Source organism: Nocardioides daphniae (genome assembly GCF_004777465.1).
In the GTDB taxonomy this organism is placed as follows: Bacteria; Actinomycetota; Actinomycetes; order Propionibacteriales; family Nocardioidaceae; genus Nocardioides; species Nocardioides daphniae.
This window is the reverse complement of sequence record NZ_CP038462.1, coordinates 3477076-3496898: the sequence shown is the minus strand read 5'-3', so window position 1 is coordinate 3496898 and position 19823 is coordinate 3477076. Positions and strand designations below refer to the sequence as shown.

At 72.0% G+C, this 19823-nt stretch carries 24 protein-coding genes; 9 read left to right on the top strand and 15 right to left on the bottom strand.

The window, feature by feature from the left end:
* Window positions 1–195 precede the first annotated feature (195 nt).
* The 6 genes from modA to E2C04_RS17115 all read right to left on the bottom strand — a co-directional run bounded on the left by modA (window position 196) and on the right by E2C04_RS17115 (window position 4768).
* A complete protein-coding gene (gene modA, locus E2C04_RS17140; protein ID WP_135833533.1) occupies window positions 196–960 on the bottom strand; it encodes a molybdate ABC transporter substrate-binding protein in 765 nt (254 codons plus the stop codon).
* On the bottom strand, window positions 957–1352 hold the full coding sequence (locus tag E2C04_RS17135; protein WP_135833532.1) for a TOBE domain-containing protein: 396 nt from the start codon (window positions 1350–1352) through the stop codon (window positions 957–959). Before E2C04_RS17135 ends, modA begins: the two co-directional genes overlap by 4 nt.
* 144 nt (window positions 1353–1496) lie before the next feature.
* A complete protein-coding gene (locus E2C04_RS17130) occupies window positions 1497–2015 on the bottom strand; it encodes a phospholipase D-like domain-containing protein (RefSeq protein ID WP_135833531.1) in 519 nt (172 codons plus the stop codon).
* Window positions 2006–2656: a phospholipase D-like domain-containing protein gene (locus tag E2C04_RS17125; protein ID WP_135833530.1), complete on the bottom strand. Its 651-nt coding sequence runs from the start codon at window positions 2654–2656 to the stop codon at window positions 2006–2008. The genes E2C04_RS17130 and E2C04_RS17125 overlap by 10 nt, the downstream gene beginning before the upstream one ends.
* 105 nt (window positions 2657–2761) lie before the next feature.
* A complete protein-coding gene (locus E2C04_RS17120; protein WP_135833529.1) occupies window positions 2762–3163 on the bottom strand; it encodes a hypothetical protein in 402 nt (133 codons plus the stop codon).
* A gap of 192 nt (window positions 3164–3355) precedes the next feature.
* A complete protein-coding gene (locus tag E2C04_RS17115) occupies window positions 3356–4768 on the bottom strand; it encodes an APC family permease (protein ID WP_202977826.1) in 1413 nt (470 codons plus the stop codon).
* Between the two features lie 124 nt (window positions 4769–4892).
* Here E2C04_RS17115 and E2C04_RS17110 point away from each other — a divergent pair, with 124 nt between their 5' ends.
* On the top strand, window positions 4893–5288 hold the full coding sequence (locus E2C04_RS17110; protein ID WP_135833527.1) for a tautomerase family protein: 396 nt from the start codon (window positions 4893–4895) through the stop codon (window positions 5286–5288).
* Between the two features lie 22 nt (window positions 5289–5310).
* Here the strand turns inward: E2C04_RS17110 and E2C04_RS17105 are convergent, their stop codons facing one another.
* From E2C04_RS17105 to E2C04_RS17095, 3 genes are all read right to left on the bottom strand, one after another.
* A complete protein-coding gene (locus E2C04_RS17105; RefSeq protein ID WP_135833526.1) occupies window positions 5311–6123 on the bottom strand; it encodes a hypothetical protein in 813 nt (270 codons plus the stop codon).
* An 88-nt stretch (window positions 6124–6211) separates the two neighbouring features.
* A complete protein-coding gene (locus E2C04_RS17100) occupies window positions 6212–7429 on the bottom strand; it encodes a globin domain-containing protein (RefSeq protein WP_135833525.1) in 1218 nt (405 codons plus the stop codon).
* 51 nt (window positions 7430–7480) lie between these two features.
* The gene (locus tag E2C04_RS17095; RefSeq protein ID WP_135833524.1) at window positions 7481–7921 is read right to left on the bottom strand and encodes an RrF2 family transcriptional regulator; all 441 of its coding nucleotides are present in this window, start codon (window positions 7919–7921) and stop codon (window positions 7481–7483) included.
* A 113-nt stretch (window positions 7922–8034) separates the two neighbouring features.
* Here E2C04_RS17095 and E2C04_RS17090 point away from each other — a divergent pair, with 113 nt between their 5' ends.
* Entirely contained in the window at window positions 8035–8382 is a 348-nt protein-coding gene (locus E2C04_RS17090) for a DUF2218 domain-containing protein (protein ID WP_135833523.1), read from the top strand.
* Window positions 8383–8418: 36 nt separating this feature from the next.
* On the opposite strand, the gene E2C04_RS18915 is transcribed toward E2C04_RS17090, so the two are convergent.
* The 3 genes from E2C04_RS18915 to E2C04_RS17070 all read right to left on the bottom strand — a co-directional run bounded on the left by E2C04_RS18915 (window position 8419) and on the right by E2C04_RS17070 (window position 10365).
* On the bottom strand, window positions 8419–9348 hold the full coding sequence (locus E2C04_RS18915) for a GNAT family N-acetyltransferase (RefSeq protein ID WP_202977825.1): 930 nt from the start codon (window positions 9346–9348) through the stop codon (window positions 8419–8421).
* Between the two features lie 74 nt (window positions 9349–9422).
* On the bottom strand, window positions 9423–9923 hold the full coding sequence (locus tag E2C04_RS17075; RefSeq protein ID WP_135833522.1) for an FBP domain-containing protein: 501 nt from the start codon (window positions 9921–9923) through the stop codon (window positions 9423–9425).
* A gap of 28 nt (window positions 9924–9951) precedes the next feature.
* The gene (locus E2C04_RS17070) at window positions 9952–10365 is read right to left on the bottom strand and encodes a DUF1801 domain-containing protein (protein ID WP_135833521.1); all 414 of its coding nucleotides are present in this window, start codon (window positions 10363–10365) and stop codon (window positions 9952–9954) included.
* A 107-nt stretch (window positions 10366–10472) separates the two neighbouring features.
* Between E2C04_RS17070 and E2C04_RS17065 the strand changes: the two genes are divergently transcribed.
* The 7 genes from E2C04_RS17065 to E2C04_RS17040 all read left to right on the top strand — a co-directional run bounded on the left by E2C04_RS17065 (window position 10473) and on the right by E2C04_RS17040 (window position 18510).
* Window positions 10473–11054, top strand: coding sequence for a SigE family RNA polymerase sigma factor (locus tag E2C04_RS17065; protein WP_135833520.1), 582 nt, complete (start codon window positions 10473–10475; stop codon window positions 11052–11054).
* 1 nt (window position 11055) lies between these two features.
* Complete coding sequence (locus tag E2C04_RS17060) at window positions 11056–13158, top strand: TolB-like translocation protein (protein ID WP_135833519.1); 2103 nt, start codon at window positions 11056–11058, stop codon at window positions 13156–13158.
* Window positions 13159–13237: 79 nt separating this feature from the next.
* Window positions 13238–14467 (top strand): SGNH/GDSL hydrolase family protein, encoded by a 1230-nt coding sequence (locus E2C04_RS17055; protein WP_135833518.1) that lies wholly within the window; start codon window positions 13238–13240, stop codon window positions 14465–14467.
* Between the two features lie 95 nt (window positions 14468–14562).
* Entirely contained in the window at window positions 14563–15774 is a 1212-nt protein-coding gene (locus E2C04_RS17050; protein ID WP_135833517.1) for an SGNH/GDSL hydrolase family protein, read from the top strand.
* 359 nt (window positions 15775–16133) lie between these two features.
* Window positions 16134–17063: a methylenetetrahydrofolate reductase gene (locus E2C04_RS17045; protein WP_229721402.1), complete on the top strand. Its 930-nt coding sequence runs from the start codon at window positions 16134–16136 to the stop codon at window positions 17061–17063.
* Between the two features lie 43 nt (window positions 17064–17106).
* Window positions 17107–17259, top strand: coding sequence for a hypothetical protein (locus E2C04_RS17915; protein WP_158630748.1), 153 nt, complete (start codon window positions 17107–17109; stop codon window positions 17257–17259).
* A gap of 102 nt (window positions 17260–17361) precedes the next feature.
* Window positions 17362–18510 (top strand): acyl-CoA dehydrogenase family protein, encoded by a 1149-nt coding sequence (locus E2C04_RS17040; RefSeq protein WP_135833516.1) that lies wholly within the window; start codon window positions 17362–17364, stop codon window positions 18508–18510.
* 4 nt (window positions 18511–18514) lie between these two features.
* On the opposite strand, the gene E2C04_RS20430 is transcribed toward E2C04_RS17040, so the two are convergent.
* From E2C04_RS20430 to E2C04_RS17030, 3 genes are all read right to left on the bottom strand, one after another.
* Window positions 18515–18745: a hypothetical protein gene (locus E2C04_RS20430; RefSeq protein ID WP_229721403.1), complete on the bottom strand. Its 231-nt coding sequence runs from the start codon at window positions 18743–18745 to the stop codon at window positions 18515–18517.
* A 75-nt stretch (window positions 18746–18820) separates the two neighbouring features.
* A complete protein-coding gene (locus tag E2C04_RS20425) occupies window positions 18821–19330 on the bottom strand; it encodes a class I SAM-dependent methyltransferase (protein ID WP_229721404.1) in 510 nt (169 codons plus the stop codon).
* A 34-nt stretch (window positions 19331–19364) separates the two neighbouring features.
* Window positions 19365–19823 carry a GNAT family N-acetyltransferase gene (locus E2C04_RS17030; RefSeq protein ID WP_202978002.1) on the bottom strand — a complete coding sequence of 153 codons (459 nt, stop codon included), beginning with the start codon at window positions 19821–19823 and terminating at the stop codon, window positions 19365–19367.

Sequence of the window (19823 nt, the reverse complement as noted above, 5' to 3'; positions counted from 1 at the left end):
GCAGACCAGGGTGCTGAGTGCGGACGTACGCAGGCTCAGCGCGAGCGCCGCGCGCGCGGAGTCGCTGGTCACCAGCGCGGAAGGAGGCCCAGTCGACCCGCGCCGTCATCGCGACCAGCGGCAGCAGCATCAGCAGGGTCGCCAGGGCGGCCGGCAGCCAGATCCAGCCGGGGAGTCCGGTGACCGAGCGGTGCCTCATGGGCGGTCGAAGCCAGCCGAGGTCAGCACCTGCTCGCCGGCGAGCGAGGTCACCAGGTCGGCGAAGGCGCGGGCCAGGGACGGGTGGTCGCTCCCGGTGGCGACGGCGACGGGGTAGGTGTTGACGGCGTCGCGGGCCTCGGGAAACGCGACGCCCTCGACGTCTCCGCCCGCGGCCTCGACGTCGGTGACGTAGACCAGCCCCGCGTCGGCCTCGCCCGCGCGGACCTTGCCCAGGACGTCGGTGACGCTCTGCTCCTCGCTGACCGGCGTGAAGGTCAGCCCGGCCGCCGTCTCGACCTGCGCGGTTGCCGCGCCGCACGGGACCTGCGGTGCGCACACCACCAGGTCGAGGTCCCCGGCGAGGTCGTCCAGCCCGGCGACGCCGGCGGGGTTGCCCGGCGGGACGACGATCACCAAGGTGTTGGTGGCGAAGGGGGTGACCTCGTTGACGAGGTCGTCGGCGGCGAGGGTGTCCATCGTCGCGGTGTCGGCGGTCGCGACGACGTCGGCCGGTGCGCCCTCGGTGACCTGCGCGACGAGGTCGGCGGAGCCGGCGACGTTGAGCCTGACCTCCACGCCGTCGTGCTCCGCCTCGAACTCGCGCGCGAGCTGCTCGAAGGGTTCCCGCAGGGAGGCGGCGGCGTGGACGGTGAGGACGGTGGTCTCCGGCTGGTCGGCCCGCCCGCAGGCGACGGTGGCCGCGGCGAGGGCGGTGAGGGTGACGACCAGGAGTGCCGCACGCGGTGCCGGTCGCCTCATCGGACCGTCTCGACGACGACGTTGGTCGACTTGATCGAGGCCACCGCGACCGAGCCCAGCTCGAGGCCGAGGTCGCGGACGGCCTCGCTGCTCATCAGCGAGACGACGCGGAAGGGGCCGCACTGGAGCTCGACCTGGGCCATGACGGTGTCGGTCACGATGTCGGTGACGAGCCCGACGAAGCGGTTGCGCGCGGAGCTCGCGACGCCGTCGGGCAGCGCCAGGGCGCGGGCGTGCTCGCGGGCGGCGAGGGCGACCTCGTAGGCGTCGACGACCTTCCGTCCGGCGGCGTCGGTGGTGGCCGTCAGCTGCCCGCGATCGATCCACCGACGGAGGGTGTCGTCGCTGACGCCGAGGTGGGCGGCGGCGTCGGTGATCCTCAGTTGCGGCATGAATCACAGGTTAGTGCCGCACCTGCGGATGCAAAAGGGCTACGCGGGCACACCGCTCCGTCGAGTGTGCAGAAGATGTCGGACGTGCAGGTGTCGGATGCATCATCTGCACACTCGTCCGACGACATCGCGCGGCGTGGACCTTCAGCCCGGCACGTAGCGCTCACTCAGGTCGATGATGCGCTTGATCTCAGCCTTCATGTGCCGCGCCACGGCGGCGGCGGGCTGGTGCTCGACCGCGACCCCGTCGACCTCGTCGTGCACCGTGCCCAACACGAAGATGTTCTCGTCGTTGAACTCGTTGGCGGGCTCGGTGTAGTTGAAGCTGCCGGCCACCACGACCTGCTCGTCGATCACCATCAGCTTGTGGTGCAGCTTGCGCAGTGTCGCGAAGTCGCCGGCCCTGCGCGGGACGTACAGCTCGATGTTGTCGTGGACCAACCACGCCGGGGCCGCCCACTTCTGCTTCGCCTGGGCGGGGTCGAGGACGCCCTGGATCGTCATGCCGCCGCGCGCCAGGGCGAGCATCGTGTCGTCGATCCCCGAGGAGCCGGCGAAGGTGAAGATCGCGAACCAGATCTCCCGACTGCCCTTGAGCATCTGCTTCATGATCTCGAGCTCGGGGGGGTGTGGGTCGGGGGCGAAGAGGACCTTCACGGGCACCCCGCCCACGTCGTACGTCCGGGGCGTCGCCCGTGCAGCTCGCGGCCGAACCGTCCTCGGCGCAGCTGCTCCACCTCGGTGAGGTACTGCCGGCAGACGTCGGCGTCCCGGAAGACGAAGAGGTGGTTCAGGTTGCGGTGCGTGTCGGTCTGCGTGAAGTTGGCCGACCCGCTGAGCAGCGCCGACGTCGGCGCGGCCTTGCCGTCGTAGTCCCGCAGCACGAACTTCTGGTGGAAGATCTTCGGGTTGTAGTCGCCCCGCACCTGCACGTCCGAGCGCAGCAGCGCCGCCAGGATCCGGCGGTTGGTGGCCAGCTCCGTGGTGTCCTCGACCCACTGCACGCGCCGGAGCGCCTCGTCGTCACTCTCGCCGTCGCGCGGGGTCGGCAGAGCGGGCGGACTGCCGGGAAGCGGCGTCCGCAGGTAGTCCTGCTCCAGGAAGACCTCGACCCGCAGTCCCCGCCAGCTGGCGTCGATGATCGCCTGGGCGATCGGCTCGCTGTCGAGCTCCTGCACGGCGATGCTGAGACTGGTGCGGGCACCGGCGATGAAGTCCTGGACCACCGACTCCAGGTCGTCGGCCGCACCCAGCTCCTGGGGACCGACGTACGCCTCGATCCTGTCGTCCGCGAACTGAGCCATCGCCCGCCCCCGAGTCCCGGCGCCCCCGCGCCGTCACTCCCGAGCATCCTCCTGCCGCCCGTGCTGCGGCAAGGGTCGTCGGTCGGCCCGCCGACCGGGACGGGCTCAGGCGCCCAGGCGTACGAAGTACTCGTCGAGGAAGTTGGCCGTCACCTCGGGCTCGGCCGAGTCGACCCGGACGGCCAGGCCGTCGCGGTGGAGGAGGGCGAGGGCGCGGGTGACCTGCGCCGGTCCGTCGGGCCGGGACTCCGCGCCCTCCAGCCGGCAGGTGAAGCCGGTCCACTCGCCCCGCTCGGCCACGCTGACGTTGCTCGTGCCGACGAAGGACGCGCCCTGGAGCTCGACGTCGTTGGTCTCGACCTCGCCACCGGGGCACTGCTCCTCGGCAGTGTCGAGCAGCGCGGCCTTCATCTCCGCGACCGACGGGGCGGGGCGCGGAGGTGGAGCCACGTAGTCGTTGCGGACGTCGTCACCGCAGGCGGTGAGGAGGGCCGATGCCGCCGCCATGACGGTGACGGAGATCCAGGTCTGGCGGGCCGAGGGGCGTACGGAGCGTCAAGGGGTCTCCCCGAGAGTCGCTGCGCCGCAGCTCGCCGTGTCCGCGAGACACCTAGGGGTCCGATCGCAACCCGACAACGACCGATGCGACACGACGAGTGTGACCTACGCCTCTTTGGCCCGCACCCGCACGGGCCGTCATCAGGCGGTGGCGGGCGTACGACGTCGTCGCGCGAAGTACTCCACGACCAGCAGGGCGCCGCCCACCCCCAGCAGCCCCAGGCACCAGAGGACCGAGGCCGGGTCGTCCCGCACGACGTACGCGAGCAGGACGAAGTTGCCGATCAGGCCCGGGACGAGCAGCCAGCGCGGGGCCTTGAACGTGCGGTCGGTGACGTCCTCCTTGGTGAGCTTGAGCGCCGCCAGGATCACCAGGCAGTAGATGAAGAGCAGGAGGACGACGGTGACCGTGGCCAGGCGCTCGACCAGGTTGATGCCACCACCACCCGCCACGACGAGGCTGCCGATGACGAGGAGTCCCGAGACGACCAGGAGGGAGAAGAGCAGACCGACCCACGGGCTGCGGCGCTTCGGGTGCAGCTTCGAGAAGATCGGGGGCACGACGTCCTCGTTGGCCATCCCGTAGAGCACGCGCGGCTGGGTCACGGTCGCCACGAGCGAGGTGTTGGTGATCGCGACGCAGGCGATGATGGCGAAGAGGGTGGTCATGAAGGTCACCGGCAGCGGCACCACGTCGGCCTTCACGACCTCCAGCAGCGCGACGTCCGAGGTGCTCAGCGTGGGGGCGCCGACGACCAGCGACGCCACCATCGCGACGAGGACGTAGATCACGCCGGCGGCGATCATGCCGCCGACCAGGGCCCGCGGGAAGGCGCGGTGCGGGTCGACGGTCTCCTCGGCGACGTTGACGACGTTCTCGAAGCCGGTCATCGCGAAGAAGGCCAGCGCGACGCCGGCCACGATGGCCCAGATGGGGTTGCCGGAGGCCTCGAACTCGGTGAGGCGACTGAAGTCGGCCCCGCCCTGGGCCACGAACCAGATGCCGATGCCGATCACGATGACCAGGCCGGCGATCTCGACGAAGGTCATCAGCATCGTGACCACGACCGACTCCGTGATGCCGATGAAGTTGATCAGGGCGAGGATCGCGATGAAGACCAGGGAGACCAGCAGCGCCGGCGGGGGGTCCCACAGCTCGAGGAAGTAGCTGGCGAAGCCGACGCTCAGCGACCCCGCTGCCGCGAAGCTGGCCGAGAGGAAGGAGACGGTGACCAGGAAGGCCAGGATCCTGTTGTCGAAGGCACGGTTCACGTAGAGGGACGCCCCGGCGGCGTGCGGATACTTGGTGGCGAGCTCGGCGTACGCGAGCCCCGTGATCGCCGCGACGCTCACGCCGACGGCGAAGGCGATCCAGAACGCACCACCGACCGCACCCGCGACCGCACCGATGAGGACGTAGACCCCCGAGCCGAGCACGTCGCCCAGCACGTAGAAGAAGAGCAGCTTGGTCGTGATCGACCGACGCAGCTTGACCTTCGGCTCGCGTCGCTTCTTCTTGACGTTGCCGATGGTGTCGGCGGAGCTGTCGCTCACGGTGTCCTCCGAGGGTGAGTGGGCCTGGGAGACCCAGTCCCCCCCACGGGGTACCCGGGAAACGTCGGCGCCAGCCGTGAGAAATGGCGCGGCGGTGCGTCGGTGGTGCGCCACGCTGGCCGGCATGCCGAGCACCGTGGTCGAGATCCGTCGTCCGTATGCCCCCGAGGAAGAGGTGACGATCATCGACGCCGTGCACGCGTCACTGGTCGAGGCCTTCCGGATCCCCGAGGGGGACAAGCACGTGCGGCTGGTGGTCCACGAGCCCCACCGATGCGCGGTGCCGCCGCACCTCTCCGACCCGGACCGCTTCACCCTGGTGCAGGTCGACTGCTTCGCCGGCCGCTCGGTCGACGCGAAGCGTCAGCTGTACGCCGCGCTCACCGCCCACCTCGGCGACCTCGGCATCCCCGCCGACCACGTCACCGTCGTGGTGCGCGACCTACCTCTGGAGAGCTGGGGCATCCGCGCCGGTCAGGCAGCCTGCGACGTCGACCTGGGTTTCCACGTCAACGTCTGAGCTGTGCAGGTCCGCGAGTCGGTCAGCAGAGATCGCTCGGCGGCTCCACCGAGACGTCCTCGCCCAGCTGGCTGAAACCAGCCATCACCGGTATGTCGATGTCGCCGTCGAGCAGGCGCACCATCTCGGGGTCGAGCTCGGCGCCGCTGTCGGCCAGCGCCCGGAGCACGGTGACCAGGTCGGTGCGCCACGCCACCACGTCCTCCCCGTCCACCAGGAAGGTGACCTCGACACGACCCTGGGTCTGCTCCGGGGCCAGCTCCAGGGACGAGACGACCTCGCCGAGGGTGGAGGCGACGGTGAAGAGGTCCGCGGTGCCCCGCACGGTGTCGCCCTTCGCCACCCACTCCTCACCCTCGGCAGTCGCGACGACCGCCACGGCCGGAGGCGCGGGCGTGCCCTCGCCCGACTCCGCCGGTCCGGGGCCCAGCAGGCCCGAGGCGCGGTCCGGGCGGCCGGCCCGCCAGCACCCGCTCGCCGGACCGGTGCTGTCCTGCGACGTACGGAACCAGACGTCGTCGCCGACCCGCACGTGCTCGGAGCGCAGGCTGCGCTCGCCGTTCGTGAGCGTCAGGTCCAGGGTGGCCACGGAGTCGGCGACCCCGAACTTGCCCTCGCTCCGGATCATCGGCTCGTCGTCGTCGCCGAGCTGGAAGGTGTAGTCGCCCGTGCCGGCGTCGGTGAAGGCGGCCACCGCCGCGGCCAGCGTCTCGTCGGCCGGCCCGGCCTCGGGCTCGTCGTCGCCGGAGCAGCCCGCGAGGGCGAGTCCGGTGACCAGTGCGAGCGCGGCCATGGTGGCGTTGCCGGCGCGCGCGTTCCTCGACCCGATGCGCATGGGTCCCCTTCCCTCCGGTGTGGCGGCAGCGTAGCCGGAAGGAAGGGGACCGCGCGGGCGTGTCAGCCCGGTGGACGCAGCGGCCAGGTCAGTTGGCCGCGACCCACTTGTCGGGGCCGAAGACCTCGTAGTGGATGCGGTCCGCAGCGACGCCGCGGTCGACGAGGTCGCTGCGTACGGCCTGCATGAAGGGGAGCGGGCCGCAGAGGTACGCCCGTGCGCCACCTTGGATCTCGACCCCGGCGAGGTCGACCCGGCCGGCCCTGACGTCGGCCGCCGCGCCGCGCTCGCCGAGCTCCTCGTACCAGCGGTGCAGGGTCGCGTCGGGAAGCGTGGCGACGAGCGCGCTGAGCTGCTGGCGGTGCGCGTGGCGGGCCAGCGAGCGGTCGGCGTGCAGGACGGTGACGCGGCGGTTGCTGCCGGTGTGGCTCAGGTAGTTGAGCATGCCGAGGATCGGGGTCGAGCCGATGCCGGCCGAGACCAGCAGCAGCGGGTCGTCGGAGTCGTCGAGCACCAGGTCGCCGAAGGGCACCGAGGTGGTCAATGTGTCGCCCTCGAAGACGGTGCGGTGGAGGAAGTTCGACACCTCGCCCTCGGGGATCTCGGTGCCGTCCTCGGCGACGCTGGCGGCGATCGCCTTCACGCTGAACGCCCACTGCCCGGCCGCGGCGCGGGTCAGGCTGTACTGACGGATCTGGCGGGCCCCGTCGGGCAGCCGCACCGCGACCGAGACGTACTGGCCGGGCTTGGCGGTCGCCAGCGGGCTGCCGTCGGGTGCGGCCACCGTGAAGGAGACGGTGTCGGGCGACTCCTGACGCCGCTCGGTGACGACGACGTCACGCCACACGGTCTCGGGGGTCACCTCGGCCTCGGCGTACAGCTCCTTCTCCAGCGTGATCAGGTCGTTGGCCATCAGCCAGTAGACCTCGTCCCACGCGGCGGCGACCTCGGGCGTCACGGCGTCGCCGAGCACCTCGACGATGGCGGCGAAGAGGTGGGTGTGCACGATCTCGTACTCCTCGGGCTTGATGCCGAGGGAGGCGTGCTTGTGTCCGATGCGACGCAGCAGGTCGAGCGGCGCGGGGGCGTCGGGGGTGACGAGCACGGTCGCGTACGTCGCGATCGAGGCGGCCAGGGCACGCGGCTGGTCGCCGGCCTTCTGGTTGCCGCGGTTGAAGAGGTCGCGCTCCAGCTCGGGGTGCGCGTCGAACATCTTGCGGTAGAAGAGCGGGGTGATGTCCCCGATGGCTGCGCCGATGGCGGGAAGGGTGGCCTTGACGACGTCGGTCGAGGTGGGCGACAGCATGGGTTCCTCCGAGAGTTGTTCCGAGTGAGCGGTCCGAGAACCGTGGGCAGGTCAGTCCGGCGGCCTCGAGGTGATCGAGAGCAGCACGTCTGCGGTCGGCGACCCAGCGAGGTCGGCGATCGAATAGGGGTCGAGCGTCGCGAAGAAGGCCTCCTGGGCCTGGCGCAGCAGGCCGCGCAGGCGGCACGCGTTGGCCAGGGGGCAGGGGTTCTCGCCCTCGCACTCGATGACCTCGCCCTGGCCCTCCAGGGTGCGGGCGAGGCGGCCGGCGGACGCGCGGCGTCCGGCCTCGGTGATCGCGAGGCCGCCGGTGCGGCCCCGTCGGGTCTCGACCAGGCCGAGGCTCTGGAGTCGGGCGACCACCTTGGCGGCATGGGTGGGGCTGACGGCCATCTGCTGTGCCACCGACTGGGTGGTCGTCGGCGCGCCGGTGGGCACTGCCAGCCGCATCAGGATGCGGAGGCCGAGATCGGTGAACCGGGTCAGCTGCACGGTCCGAACCTAATAATCGGAAAGAAAGATTCCTAATTAATGAGGACGTGACCTACGTCTCTCTGGAGCGGTCCCGGTACCCTCGACCCAGCAGCCCCAGCAAGGAGAAGTCGATGTCGGACACCCACGCCCTGGTCCCCACCCAGCGTCCTGCCCGTTATGGCAAGCAGCTGGTCAACCACCTCGGCCGCAAGCAGGGCGGCGAGTGGGACGAGTCCAGCAACACCGGCTGGGTCGTCCTCGGCGACGGCCGACTGGAGGCCAGCGTCGCCAACGAGTTCCTCGACCTGCAGCTCACGGCCCCCGAGGCCGACCTCGCCCGCCTCGAGGACGTCGTGGGTCGCCACCTCGTCCGCTTCGGTGCGCGCGACGAGCTCGTCTGCGCCTGGACGCGCGCCGACGGCAGCGAGGGCACGACGCAGACCGCCCCGAGCGAGTCCGACGAGTCGGCCCACGCCTGAGCGGGGCTCAGCCAGCAGAAGTTCAGCCAGCGCTGCTCAGCGTGTCGCCTTCACCCATCGCCGCCAGTCCGGCTGCGGGGTGTAGCCCAAGGCCTGCCACAGGCCGTGGCCGTCCTGGTTCTCCTCGAGCACCATGGCGTGGATGCGGCTCGCGCCGAACGCCTTGAGCCGCGCCTCCGCGCGACCGACGAGGAGTCGCGCGGTGCCGCGACGTCGGTGCTCCGGGGCGACCGCCAGGCGGTAGAGGCTCGCCCGCCAGCCGTCCCACCCGGCGATGACGCTGCCGACGACGACGCCGTCGTCCACGGCCAGCAGCAACGCTTCGGGGTCGCGCTCGATGAGCAGGCGTACGAGGTCGGGCCGGTCCGCAGGACGCCCGCGGTTCTCGCCGGCCCGCGTCCACAGCTCGACGACCTCCTCGATGTCCTCGACGCGCGCCGCGCGGATCTGCGGCAGCTGGGTCGCGGTCGCGGAGCCGCGCACCAGGTTGGCGAAGGGCAGCTGGCCGTGGTCGACCTCGAAGCGGGCCAGCAGCTGCGCCGCCACCTCCTCGGGGTCCGCCTCGCCGGTCTCCTTCCAGGCCACGAGCAGGTCGTCGGAGTCGGCGAGCTGCCACACGTACCGCCCGCCCCAGTGGTTGCCGGTCTGGCCGAGGCCGAAGCGGCGCAGCTCGGCGAGCCGCTTGGCCAGCCCCTGCCGCTTGCCGACGCCGCGGGTCGCGCGCCCGACGAAGAGCACCTCGGCGCCGTCGACCCACGCCTCGCGCAGCTCGGCGACGGGGACGGTCGGGTCCTTCTCGCTCGCCCGGCCCCCGGGGTTGGTGGCGCGGAAGCGCGGCGGGAGGGTGTTCTCCCGTACGACCACGTAGACGCCCGCGCCCGACGGCACGTCGGCTCGCGGCAGGTCGGAGATCCGGATCCACCCGGTGAATCCGTCGGCGGTCAGGCGTGTGCGGTCCCAGGGCATGGGGGCCAGTGTGCCCGTCGCGGCGTCCGGGCACACGCGCCGTCCGTGTGCGCAGCGTTACGTCCTCGCAGGGCTCAGCCGGTGGGAGCGGTGACCCGGCGCACGAAGGCGTCGAGGTTCTCCTGCAGCCGCGCGACGCGCACCTCGGTCGTGGTCGTCTCCTCCGGCTGCACGCGCGCCGGCCGCTTGAGCTTGCGCACGTAGAGCGAGCAGGCCAGGTCGGCGCACAGGTAGGTGCCGACGGTGTTGCCGTTGCGCCCGGCCGCCCCGGCGCGTGGCGCGACCATCAGGTCCATGTCGGAGGACGAGTGCGTGGTGAGGCAGAAGGCGCACATGTTCTTGCGGCCCCCGTGCCCGGCGCGGTTGCCGACGCGCAGCACGAGCCCGGTGGGCTCCCCGCGCCAGGGCGCCACGACGTACGCCGTGCCGGGGCCGGCGAGGTCGCGCCAGCCGAGGAAGTCGAGGTCCGGCCAACGGATCGCGTCGTACGCCGTGGGCAGCGGCAGCCGCTTCGCCTCGCCCTTGGAGCAGTTGACGAAGGAGGCGCGGATCTCGTCGGGGGTGAGGGACTGCATGGGCCTCAGGGTGTCACGGGTCGCGGCGTCACTCGGGGACGTGGTTGGTGCGCCACCCGAGCTCGACGAGCTCGCGCAGCACGTCGAGGTCGACGCCGTCGAGCCGCTTCAGGTAGAGGCAGCCCTTGCCGGTCGTGTGCGGGCCGAGCCGCTCGAGCAGGTCGGCGTTCGAGCCGTAGAACGTGAGGCCGTAGAGGGTCAGCGCCGCCTTGCGCGCGGCCAGGCCGATGGCGAAGTAGTCGCGGGTCACCCCGTCGGCGGTTGTGTAGGGCTGGCGGCCGAAGCCGATCATCGAGCCCGCCCAGACGGTCGGCTCGACGCCGGTGACCTCGCGCATGAGGGCCAGGACCTGGCGGGCGTCGGCCGCGCGACGGGGGTCGGCCACGGCGTCCAGCACCGCGTCCGGTGACTCGGGGCCGGGCCTGGTCTTCCGATCGCTCATGAACCGACTGTAGGCGGGTTGGCGACGAACTGTCGGTGCGCGACGGTAAACCGGTGGGAGGTCGACGGCGTCAGTCAGGTGACGGCACGCAGCGACGAGGGGGAGCGATGGAAGGCACGATGCGGGGGTCGCCGACGGGCGTCGACTTCGAGGCGTTCGCGGCCGACGTGTGGCCACGGATCTACCGCGCGGCCTACCTGCTCACCGGCCAGCACGCCGACGCGGAGGACCTCGCCCAGCAGACGCTCCTCCAGGCGCACCAGGCCTGGGGCATGGTGTCGGCGGCCGACTCACCCACCGCCTACGTCCGCCGCATGTTGACCAACGCGTTCATCTCCGGTCGGCGCAGCCGGGCCAGGCGCCCCGAGCGGCTCACCGACGAGGTCGACGACGCCGAGACGTCCCGCTCGCCCGGTGGCGACGCGGTCGTCGACGTCGACGAACGGGCGAGCCTGTGGCCGCACGTGCTCGCGCTGCCACCGCGACAGCGCGCGGTCGTGGTGCTGCGCTACTACGAGGGGTTGAGCGAGCGCGAGATCGCCGATGCCCTCGGCTGCGCCCCCGGCACGGTCAAGGCCAGCGCGCACCGCGCGCTGCGGTCGTTGCGGGCGACCCTCGACGCGGAGTCGGCGTCGGAGTCGGGGTCCGAGTCGGCGTCGGAGTCACTCACCGAAGGGAAGGAGGCCTGAAATGTCGTACGACGTGGAAGAGATGCTGCGCAGCGACCTGCGGCAGGTGGCCGACCGGGTGACCGTGCCCCCGCTGCCGAGCTTCGCGACGAGCAGTGCGAGCCCTCGTGCGCCGCGCCCCTGGCTCCCGATGCTGGTGGCCGCGGCCGTGCTGGCCCTGCTGGTCGGGACGACGTGGGCCCTGGCCGTCTGGAGCCCTGACCGCAGGCCGGCCCCCGCGCCGTCCCCCGACCTCGGGGTCCAGCAGCCGCAGGTGCCGTACGTCCTCGACGAGGCGCTGCACGTCGACGGGTCGGTCGTCCCGGGGACGTGGTGGTACGTCGCCTCGGGCGGCGACGTCTGGGTCGGTGGACGCGACGACGACACCTGGGTGTGGGGGACGGGCACGGACGTCCGACCGCTCGAGCATCCTGCCGAGCAGGGCGTGAGGATCTCGCCCCGCGGCCAGTACATCGCCTACGTGGCGACGGTCGACGGCGACTTCCGGGTGGCCGTCGTCGAGACCAGCACCGGGACCGGGACCGTCCTCTCCCAGGACCCCGTGCCCAGGCTGAGCGAGGGGCCGCAGCCCTACGCGATCGCCGTGACCGACGGTGGCCAGGTGGTGGTCAGCGACGGTGGGCGGCAGTTCCTCTGGCAGTTCGCGGCCCCGGACGACCTCGTCGACCTCTCCCGGACCGCTCCCGGCTGGGAGGTCGTCGGACCGGTCGGCGACGCCCTGAAGGCGGAGCGCACCGAGGGAGGCACCACGACGTCCTTCCTGGTCTGGATCGACGCCGACGGCAAGGTGGACCCGCGTCGCGAGGTCCCGCCCTCGCCCGGCGTGGTGGCGAGCCCCGGCGGCACGTGGATGGTCCTCACCGATCCCGACTCCGTGGGTGGCGAGGTGTCCGAGCTCGCCGCCCTGCGCGTGGTGGCGCCCGCCTCCGGCGAGGACGTCACGCTACGACCACCGGACGGGTGGGCCTTCTCCCTCGACGGACGGGTGTGGGAGGACGACGCCCAGTTCGTCTCGCCGGTGGTCCGGGCCAGCGACCAGGCCCTGGGCGACGGGGACCAGGCCCTGGTGCGCTGCTCCCGGAGCAGGGCAGGTGCCGCCTCCTCGACCCTCCGGCGGACCAGGGGCGCTAGCGTCTGCAGGGTGGCACGCGTACAGGTGGTCGAGGCAGTGAGGCGGCGGCTGGGTGTCGTCCTGGCGGTCGCGCTCGGCCTCGGCGCCCTGGCGGCCTGCACCTCCGACGACGAGCCCGCCGGGAAGCCCAGCGGGTTGACCTACCTCGGTGACGAGGTGGTCGACGCGGAGGAGTCGCTGGCCGACGCCGACGAGATGTGGCGGCGGGCCTGGCCCACCTGGGACCAGGTGGTAGCCGTCCCCGACGACTCCCGGTGCTGGTTCATCTCCGACGACGGGGCGCTCCAGCAGCAGGGCGTCTGCGGTCCCTTCCGCGGGCTCGGGACGCGCGCCGCCGAGTGGGTGCAGGTGCAGTTCACCCCGGAGGCTCCCGAGACGGGCAGCGTCAGGCTGGTGCCGACCGGCCTGGCGCCGGTCGCACCGGGCGTCGTACGCCGCTCGCTCACCCTCGTGCGCGCCGACGGCGAGGAGGGCGAGTGGGACCCCGAGGTCGCGCAGCCGAAGGGGTGGCCGCGCACCCTCCCGGCCGGCCCGACCGAGACCGGCCCGGTGCGCCGCTACGGCGCCGAGCTGGTCGCCCGTGGCCGGGTCACGGTGGGCGGCTTCGTGCACACGGTCCGCGTCGTACGCCCCCGGGGCGTGCAGTTCGCCGACCGCAGCACGTACGTCCCGAGGAAGCGCCAGGCGTTCGTCGACTTCCGTTTCGTCCCCTTCGACTCCGACCGCGCCGTCGAGGCCGGGCTCGCCTTCGACCAGGCCGTGCGGGCCGGCGAGATCAAGCTCCGGGTCTCCTCGGGCGGCCGCACCTGGCGTGGGGTCTACGCCCGACCCGACGGTGACGGCACGGCGACCCAGGGGCAGGCCAGCGTGGTCAGCCCGCCGGCCGGTTTGTTCGTGCTGCCGCGGTGGGACGACCCCACCTTCACGGTCGCCGTCGGCCGGCAGAGGTACCCCGTCCGGCTGCTGCCCTGACCCGGCCGGCCGGGCACGTGAGTCGGGCCTGTGGGTCGAGCATGGTGTGAGGGGCGTCACCTCGGCTAGTGTCCCGCGCATGCGTCGACTCGCCCACCTCGTGTCAGCCCTGGCGGTGGCACCCCTCGTGGCCTCAGCCCTCACCCTTCCGGCGCACGCCGCCGAGCCGCCGGGCCACGTGCCGGTCTGGGACAAGGGCCCGGGCGGGGAGCGCTACGTCGCCTTCGGTGACTCGTTCGTGGCGGGGCCCGGCATCTCGCCCCAGCGCACCGAGACGGGTCGCTGCACCCGCAGTGAGCGCAACTTCCCTACCGTGGTGGCGACCGGGCTGGACGTGAACTCCTTCGTCGACGCGTCGTGCAGCGCCGCGACCACGCACCACTTCGCCAACCGGCAGGTGGCCGGCTCCTACGTCAACGCCGCGCAGCTCAACGCGCTGAGCGCCGACACCACCCTGGTCACCTTCGGCACGATGGGCGGCAACGACATCGGGCTGGTCCAGCTCGGCAACGACTGCGCCGCGTCGGCCACGACCTCCTGCGTCCCGGCCCCCGGCACCGACCCGTACGCCGCCGCCTTCAGCGAGGTGCGCGACCGACTCGTCGCCGCCCTCGACGTGACGAAGCAGCGCTCACCGAAGGCCGAGATCTACGTCGTCGGCTACGGGACCTACGTGCCGCCGGGCGGCTGCCCGGCCACCTTCTTCGACCTGGTCTCGCCCGCCGAGTTCGACTACCTGCAGAGCCAGATCGACCGGCTCTCCGACCTGCTGGAGAAGATCGCTGCCGAGGAGGACGTGGCCTTCGTCGACCAGCGCGACATCCCCGGTGCCATCGACCACACCGTCTGCGCCTGGCCGGACCAGCAGTGGATCCGCGGGATCAACGAATTCGGCGACGGCTACCTGATGCACCCCTCGAGCGCCGGCATGAAGGCGATCGGTGACCACGTCCTGACCCGCGTCGCCGAGGAGAGGGCGAAGGCGCCGGACCCCGGCCCGACGAAGGCGCAGCGCCTGGCCGCCCTGAAGGCCAAGGCGAGGACGGTGCGCGCCGCCGTCACCTGCCAACAGAAGGGCCGCCAGGTCCGGGCCCGCGTGACGGGCGGCCGGGGCGCGGTCACGCAGGTGGAGTGGAAGGTGGGTGCTCGTCGGATCGGTGTCGACCGCAAGGCACCCTTCGTCCTCACCGCCCGGGCCGCCAAGGTGAGCCGCGTGCGGGGCACGCAACGCCTCCACGTCACCCTCCGCGACCAGGAGCTGAAGGTCGTACGCACGCTGCAGCCGCGACGTCCGGGCTGCGCACGCTGACGGACGTCCGCGCGGCTCGCCGAGCGGCGTACGACGCCCAGCATCTGTCGCGATCCGACAATGACGTGGGTCACACCGCGCCCTAGCGTCGAGGCATGCGCCGACTCTCTCGTCTTCTCTCGCGGGGCGCACCCCTGGTGACCCTCCCGCTCCTCGCCCCCTTCCTCGCCGTGCTGCTCGTCAGCCCGGCCTCGCACGCCGCCCCGGCCGGCTCCGGACTCCCGCCGATCTGGGAGCGCCCCGGCGGGGAGCGCTACGTCTCCTTCGGTGACTCCTTCGTCGCCGGCCCGCTGATCAACCCCCAGCGCCTCGACTCGGGCGCGTGCCTGCGCAGCAAGCGCAACTTCCCGACGGTCGTCGCGGAGACCCTCGACGTCAACGCCTTCACCGACGCCAGCTGCAGCGGCGCCGTGGTGGAGGACCTGTACGTCGCCCAGGGTGCCAACCCGCCGCAGCTCGACTCGCTCTCGCGCAGCACCAGCCTGGTCTCCTTCGGCACCATCGGCGGCAACGACATCGGCCTCGTCGGGCTGGCCACCGGCTGCCTGCTGCTCAACTGCGTCCCGCCCGCGGGCACCGACCCGCTGGGCCCGAAGTTCGCCCAGGTCGAGGTCGACCTCCTCGCGGCGGTGCGGGAGACGCAGCGTCGCGCGCCACGCGCCGACGTCCTCGTCGTCGGCTACGGCACCTACCTGCCGCCCGGCGGTTGCCCGACCGTGATTCCCGGGCTCAGCGCGGCCGAGGCCGACTACGTCCAGGGCCAGATCGACCGGCTCTCCGACCTGCTCGCCGAGGTCGCCGCGGCCACCGGCTCGATCTTCGTCGACCAGCGCACCATCCCCGGGGCCATCGACCACACCGCCTGCGCCGCTCCCGACCAGCAGTGGATCCGCGCCATCTCCACCTACGGCGACGGCGCCCCGCTGCACCCCTCCGCCGCCGGCATGGCGGCCACGGCCGCGCACGTCGTGGCGACCCTGGCCCAGGCGCGCGGCACCACGGTCGAGCAGATCCGGCGCGACGCCCTGCGCCGCAAGGCCCGCAGCCTCGAGCTCGACGTCTCCTGTCGCCTGCTCGGCACCGTGCTGCGCACCGAGGTGACCGGTGGCCGCGGGGCGGTCGCGCAGGTCGACGTACGCGTGGGGGAGCGCCTGGTCTCCAGTGACACCACCGCACCCTGGGTGACGGCGACGGCGACCACGCCGCTGCGTACGACGCGGGGTCCGGTCCGCGCCACCGTCACGCTGCGTGACGGGGCGCTGGAGCTGAAGCGTCGATTCACCGCGGGGCGGCCCCGGTGCCTCTGAACGGCACCGTTGCGGCCCAATCCGTACCCGAGATTCGGGTGACTGACGGGTAGCCGTTGACACGGTGGCCGCCGACCCAAGAACGTGACGGAAGTGCGTTGGTCGAGGGCCCACCGTAAGGGGTGTACAAGGGTCCACTTGGCGGAGGACTGTCGGGGTGGTGGCGCTGCTGTGCGCGCCTGTCGGGTGTGGGGGCTGTCGTGGGGACAGAGCACCCGGGAGGCGAGGGGCGCTGCCACCCCGACCAGTACCCCCTCGGCCGAAGGGCGGCACGGTCTCGGAGCGTGGCGAGGGTTCGTCCGGCCCGCTCGCGCGGTGCGAGACTTGCGTCAGCACCGCCCGAGCATGAAGGAGTCGTCGTGGAGCTGCGCCAGCGCATCGCCGAGCGCCGTGGGGGCATCGTCCTCTTCGGGATGACCCCGCCGCGGCAGGGCACCCCGAGCGAGGACGTCCGCCAGGTCGCCGAGCGCACCGTGCAGCGCCTCGAGCCGCTCGACGTCGACGCCCTGGTCCTCTACGACATCGACGACGAGTCCGACCGCAACCCGGCCGAGCGCCCGTTCCCCTACTCCGCGACGCTCGACCCTGCCGACTTCGCCGACCAGCTCGACGGCTGGAAGAAGCCGGTCGTCATCTACCGCTGCGTCGGCAAGTACACCCCCGACCACCTCGGCGAGTGGCTGGGCGCGCAGGACCCTGACCGCGTGATGACCGTCTTCGTCGGCGCCTCCTCGCGTGACAAGGAGGTCGCGGTCTCGCTGCCGCAGGCCCAGGAGCTGCGCCGTGAGGTGCAGCCCGACCTGCTGCTCGGCGGCGTCGCGATCCCCGAGCGCCACCAGTCGCGTGGCGACGAGCAGGCCCGCCTGCTCGCCAAGCAGTCGGCCGGCGTGAGCTTCTTCGTCAGCCAGGTGGTCTACGACGTCAACGCCGCCAAGGACCTGCTCTCCGACTACCACTACGCCTGCCGCGAGGCCGGCGTCGAGCCGGTGCCGCTGGTCTTCACGCTCTCGGTCTGCGGCTCGCTCAAGACGCTGGAGTTCCTGGAGTGGCTGGGCGTCAACGTGCCCCGCTGGGTGCAGAACGACCTGCGCCACTCCTCCGACACCCTGCAGCAGTCCTACGACCAGTGCGTGGCGACCGCCGACGAGCTGATCGCCTTCGCCGACCGCCTGGGCCTGCCGATCGGCTTCAACGTCGAGTCGGTGGCGATCCGCAAGGCTGAGATCGAGGCGTCCGTCGAGCTCGCGGGCCACATCCGCAAGCGGCTCGAGGAGTACCGCGACTTCTGAGTCGCCGCCCGCGGGGCGCGTGCGTCGGGTGATGATGCGCCCCATGGACGTCCCGATCGAGACCCCCACCGCCGCCGGCATCGAGCAGGCGCTCGAGGTCGCCCGTCGCTGGCTGCCGCTGGTCGACGGTCGGATCGCCCGCTTCGAGGAGTACGCGGACTCGCGCGCCGCGGAGGCGCTCTTCGCCGAGGAGTGACTGCGCATTCCTCGCGGAGTGATGACAGTCACGTCCCTCTCGTCTAATGTGACAGTTCTACTGTCACAGTGAGGCGTGCGCGCCTCGAGCACGGAGGTACGCATGCCCACCAGGCCGTCGATCTACGAGACCGAGCACGAGGACTTCCGCTCCACCGTGCGCTCCTTCCTGGAGAAGGAGGTCGTCCCGCACCACGAGGCGTGGGAGGCTGCGGGCCAGGTCGACCGTGACGTCTGGGTGAAGGCGGGCGCGGCCGGGCTGCTCTGCCTCGACGTGCCGGAGGAGTACGGCGGCGCGGGCGTCCGCGACTTCCGCTACACCGCCGTGCTGGCCGAGGAGACCATCCGGGCCGGCGCCAGCGGGCTGGGCTTCGGCCTGCACAGCGACATCGTCGTCCCCTACATCACCTCGCTCGGCACCGACGAGCAGAAGCAGCGCTGGCTGCCCGGCCTGGTCAGCGGCGAGACGATCTCCGCCATCGCGATGACCGAGCCCGGCGCCGGCTCCGACCTCCAGGGCATCGCCACCCACGCCGTCGACAAGGGCGACCACTTCGTCCTCAACGGGTCGAAGACCTTCATCTCCAACGGCATCCTGTCCGACCTGGTCATCGTGGTCGCGAAGACCGACCCCGAGGCAGGCCACTCCGGCATCAGCCTGCTCGTCGTCGAGCGCGGGATGGAGGGGTTCACCCGCGGCCGCAACCTCGAGAAGATGGGGCTCAAGGCGCAGGACACCGCCGAGCTCTTCTTCGACGACGTCGTGGTGCCGAAGGAGAACCTGCTCGGCCAGCTCGGCGGCGGCTTCATCCACCTCATGGAGAACCTGCCCCAGGAGCGGATCTCGATCGCCGTGATCGCGGTCGCCGCGATGGAGCACGTCCTCGACCTCTGCCTCGACTACGCCAAGGAGCGCAAGGCGTTCGGGCGCTCGATCGGCAACTTCCAGCACAACCGCTTCCTGCTCGCCGAGATGGCGACCGAGGCCCACGTCGCCCGCGTCTTCGTCAACGACTGCATCGAGCAGCTCAACGCCGGCACGGCCGACGCCAGCCTGGCCTCGATGGCGAAGTGGTGGACCACCGAGCTGCAGAAGAAGTTCGTCGACGCGGGCGTGCAGCTGCACGGCGGCTACGGCTACATGATGGAGTACCCGATCGCGAAGGCCTTCCTGGACAGCCGGATCCAGACGATCTACGGCGGGACGACCGAGATCCAGAAGGAGATCATCGGGCGGATGCTGGGGATCTGACCCCTCACCACTTGAGCAGCAGCAGCTCTCCGTGGACCATCGAGAACCAGGCGTCCGGGTGCTGGCCCCAGGCCTTCCAGTCGGCGGCCATCCGGGCGATCCGCTCCTCGGAGACCCCGAGGGCGCGGAGCTTGGCGTTCTGCTCCGACTCCAGGACGCGCGCGGCCTGGACGTCACCCCACCAGCCGGTCGACCCGGCGGTGGCGTACGTCCACGTCGACGCGTCGAGCCGCACCTCGCCGAGGAGGTCGAGGCCGGCCGCGTTGGCCCACGCGCGCAGGTGGCGGGCCGCATCCGGCTCGCCGCCCGCCTAGCGGGCCGCGGAGCGGTAGCTGTCGAGCCAGTCCTCCATGCCGGGGTTCGGCGGGTACCAGTGCATCACCGCATAGTCGACCTCGCGGGCGGCGACCACGCGGCGGGCCACCCGGGCCATCTCGCGCAGCGCGGCCGGCGGATCGGTGAGGTACTGCAGCACCTGGTGGCAGTGCACCACGTCGAAGGAGCCGTCCTCGAAGGGCAGCTCGTAGACCGAGCCGGTCCGCAGGGTGACGTTGTCGACCCCGCGCGCCTCCATCAGCGCCTGCGCGGCCGCCAGTGCGTCGGGCGCGGCCTCGATGCCGACCACCTCCGCGGGCGCCACGACCTTGGCCAGGTCGGCGGTGATGCTGCCCGGCCCGAAGCCGACGTCGAGCAGGCTCGTGCCCGGCGCGAGGTGCGGCAGGAGGTAGGCCGCCGAGTTCTCCGCGGTGCGGGCGCCGTGCGCCGCCAGGACGCTGGCGTGGTGGCCGTGCAGGTAGTTCTCGTCACCGGGTCGGGTCATGGACCTGATTCTCCCCCCAGCGCGGCCGCGCGCCTCAGGCTTCTCGCACGTAGAGCAGCATCCGCGAGCCGTCCTCGACGTTGGTGAAGCCGAGCCGCTCGTAGAAGCGCCGTGCGTCGGTGTCGACCTCGTCGACGTTGATCTGCACCTCACCGGCGCCCCGCTCGACCACCCACGTCGCGAGCGCCTCCATCAGCGCGGTGCCCACACCCGTGCCGCGGCGCGCGGGGCGGGCGTACAGCTCCTCGAGGAGGACGGTGCCGCCGTCGGAGTAGGGGCTGGGGCGCAGGGTCGCCAGAGCGAAGCCGACCGGCTCCCCGTCACCGTCCGCCTCGGCGAGCCACGCGCGTACGCCGTCGTGCCCCAGCTGGGTGGAGAGGCGGCGGGTGAAGTCGGCGGCCGAGGGCGTCGGCGCCTCGAACTCCACGTTGAAGTCGTGCAGCAGACCGGCGACGGTGGCCGCGTCGGCGACCGTCGCGACCCGCACCCGCAC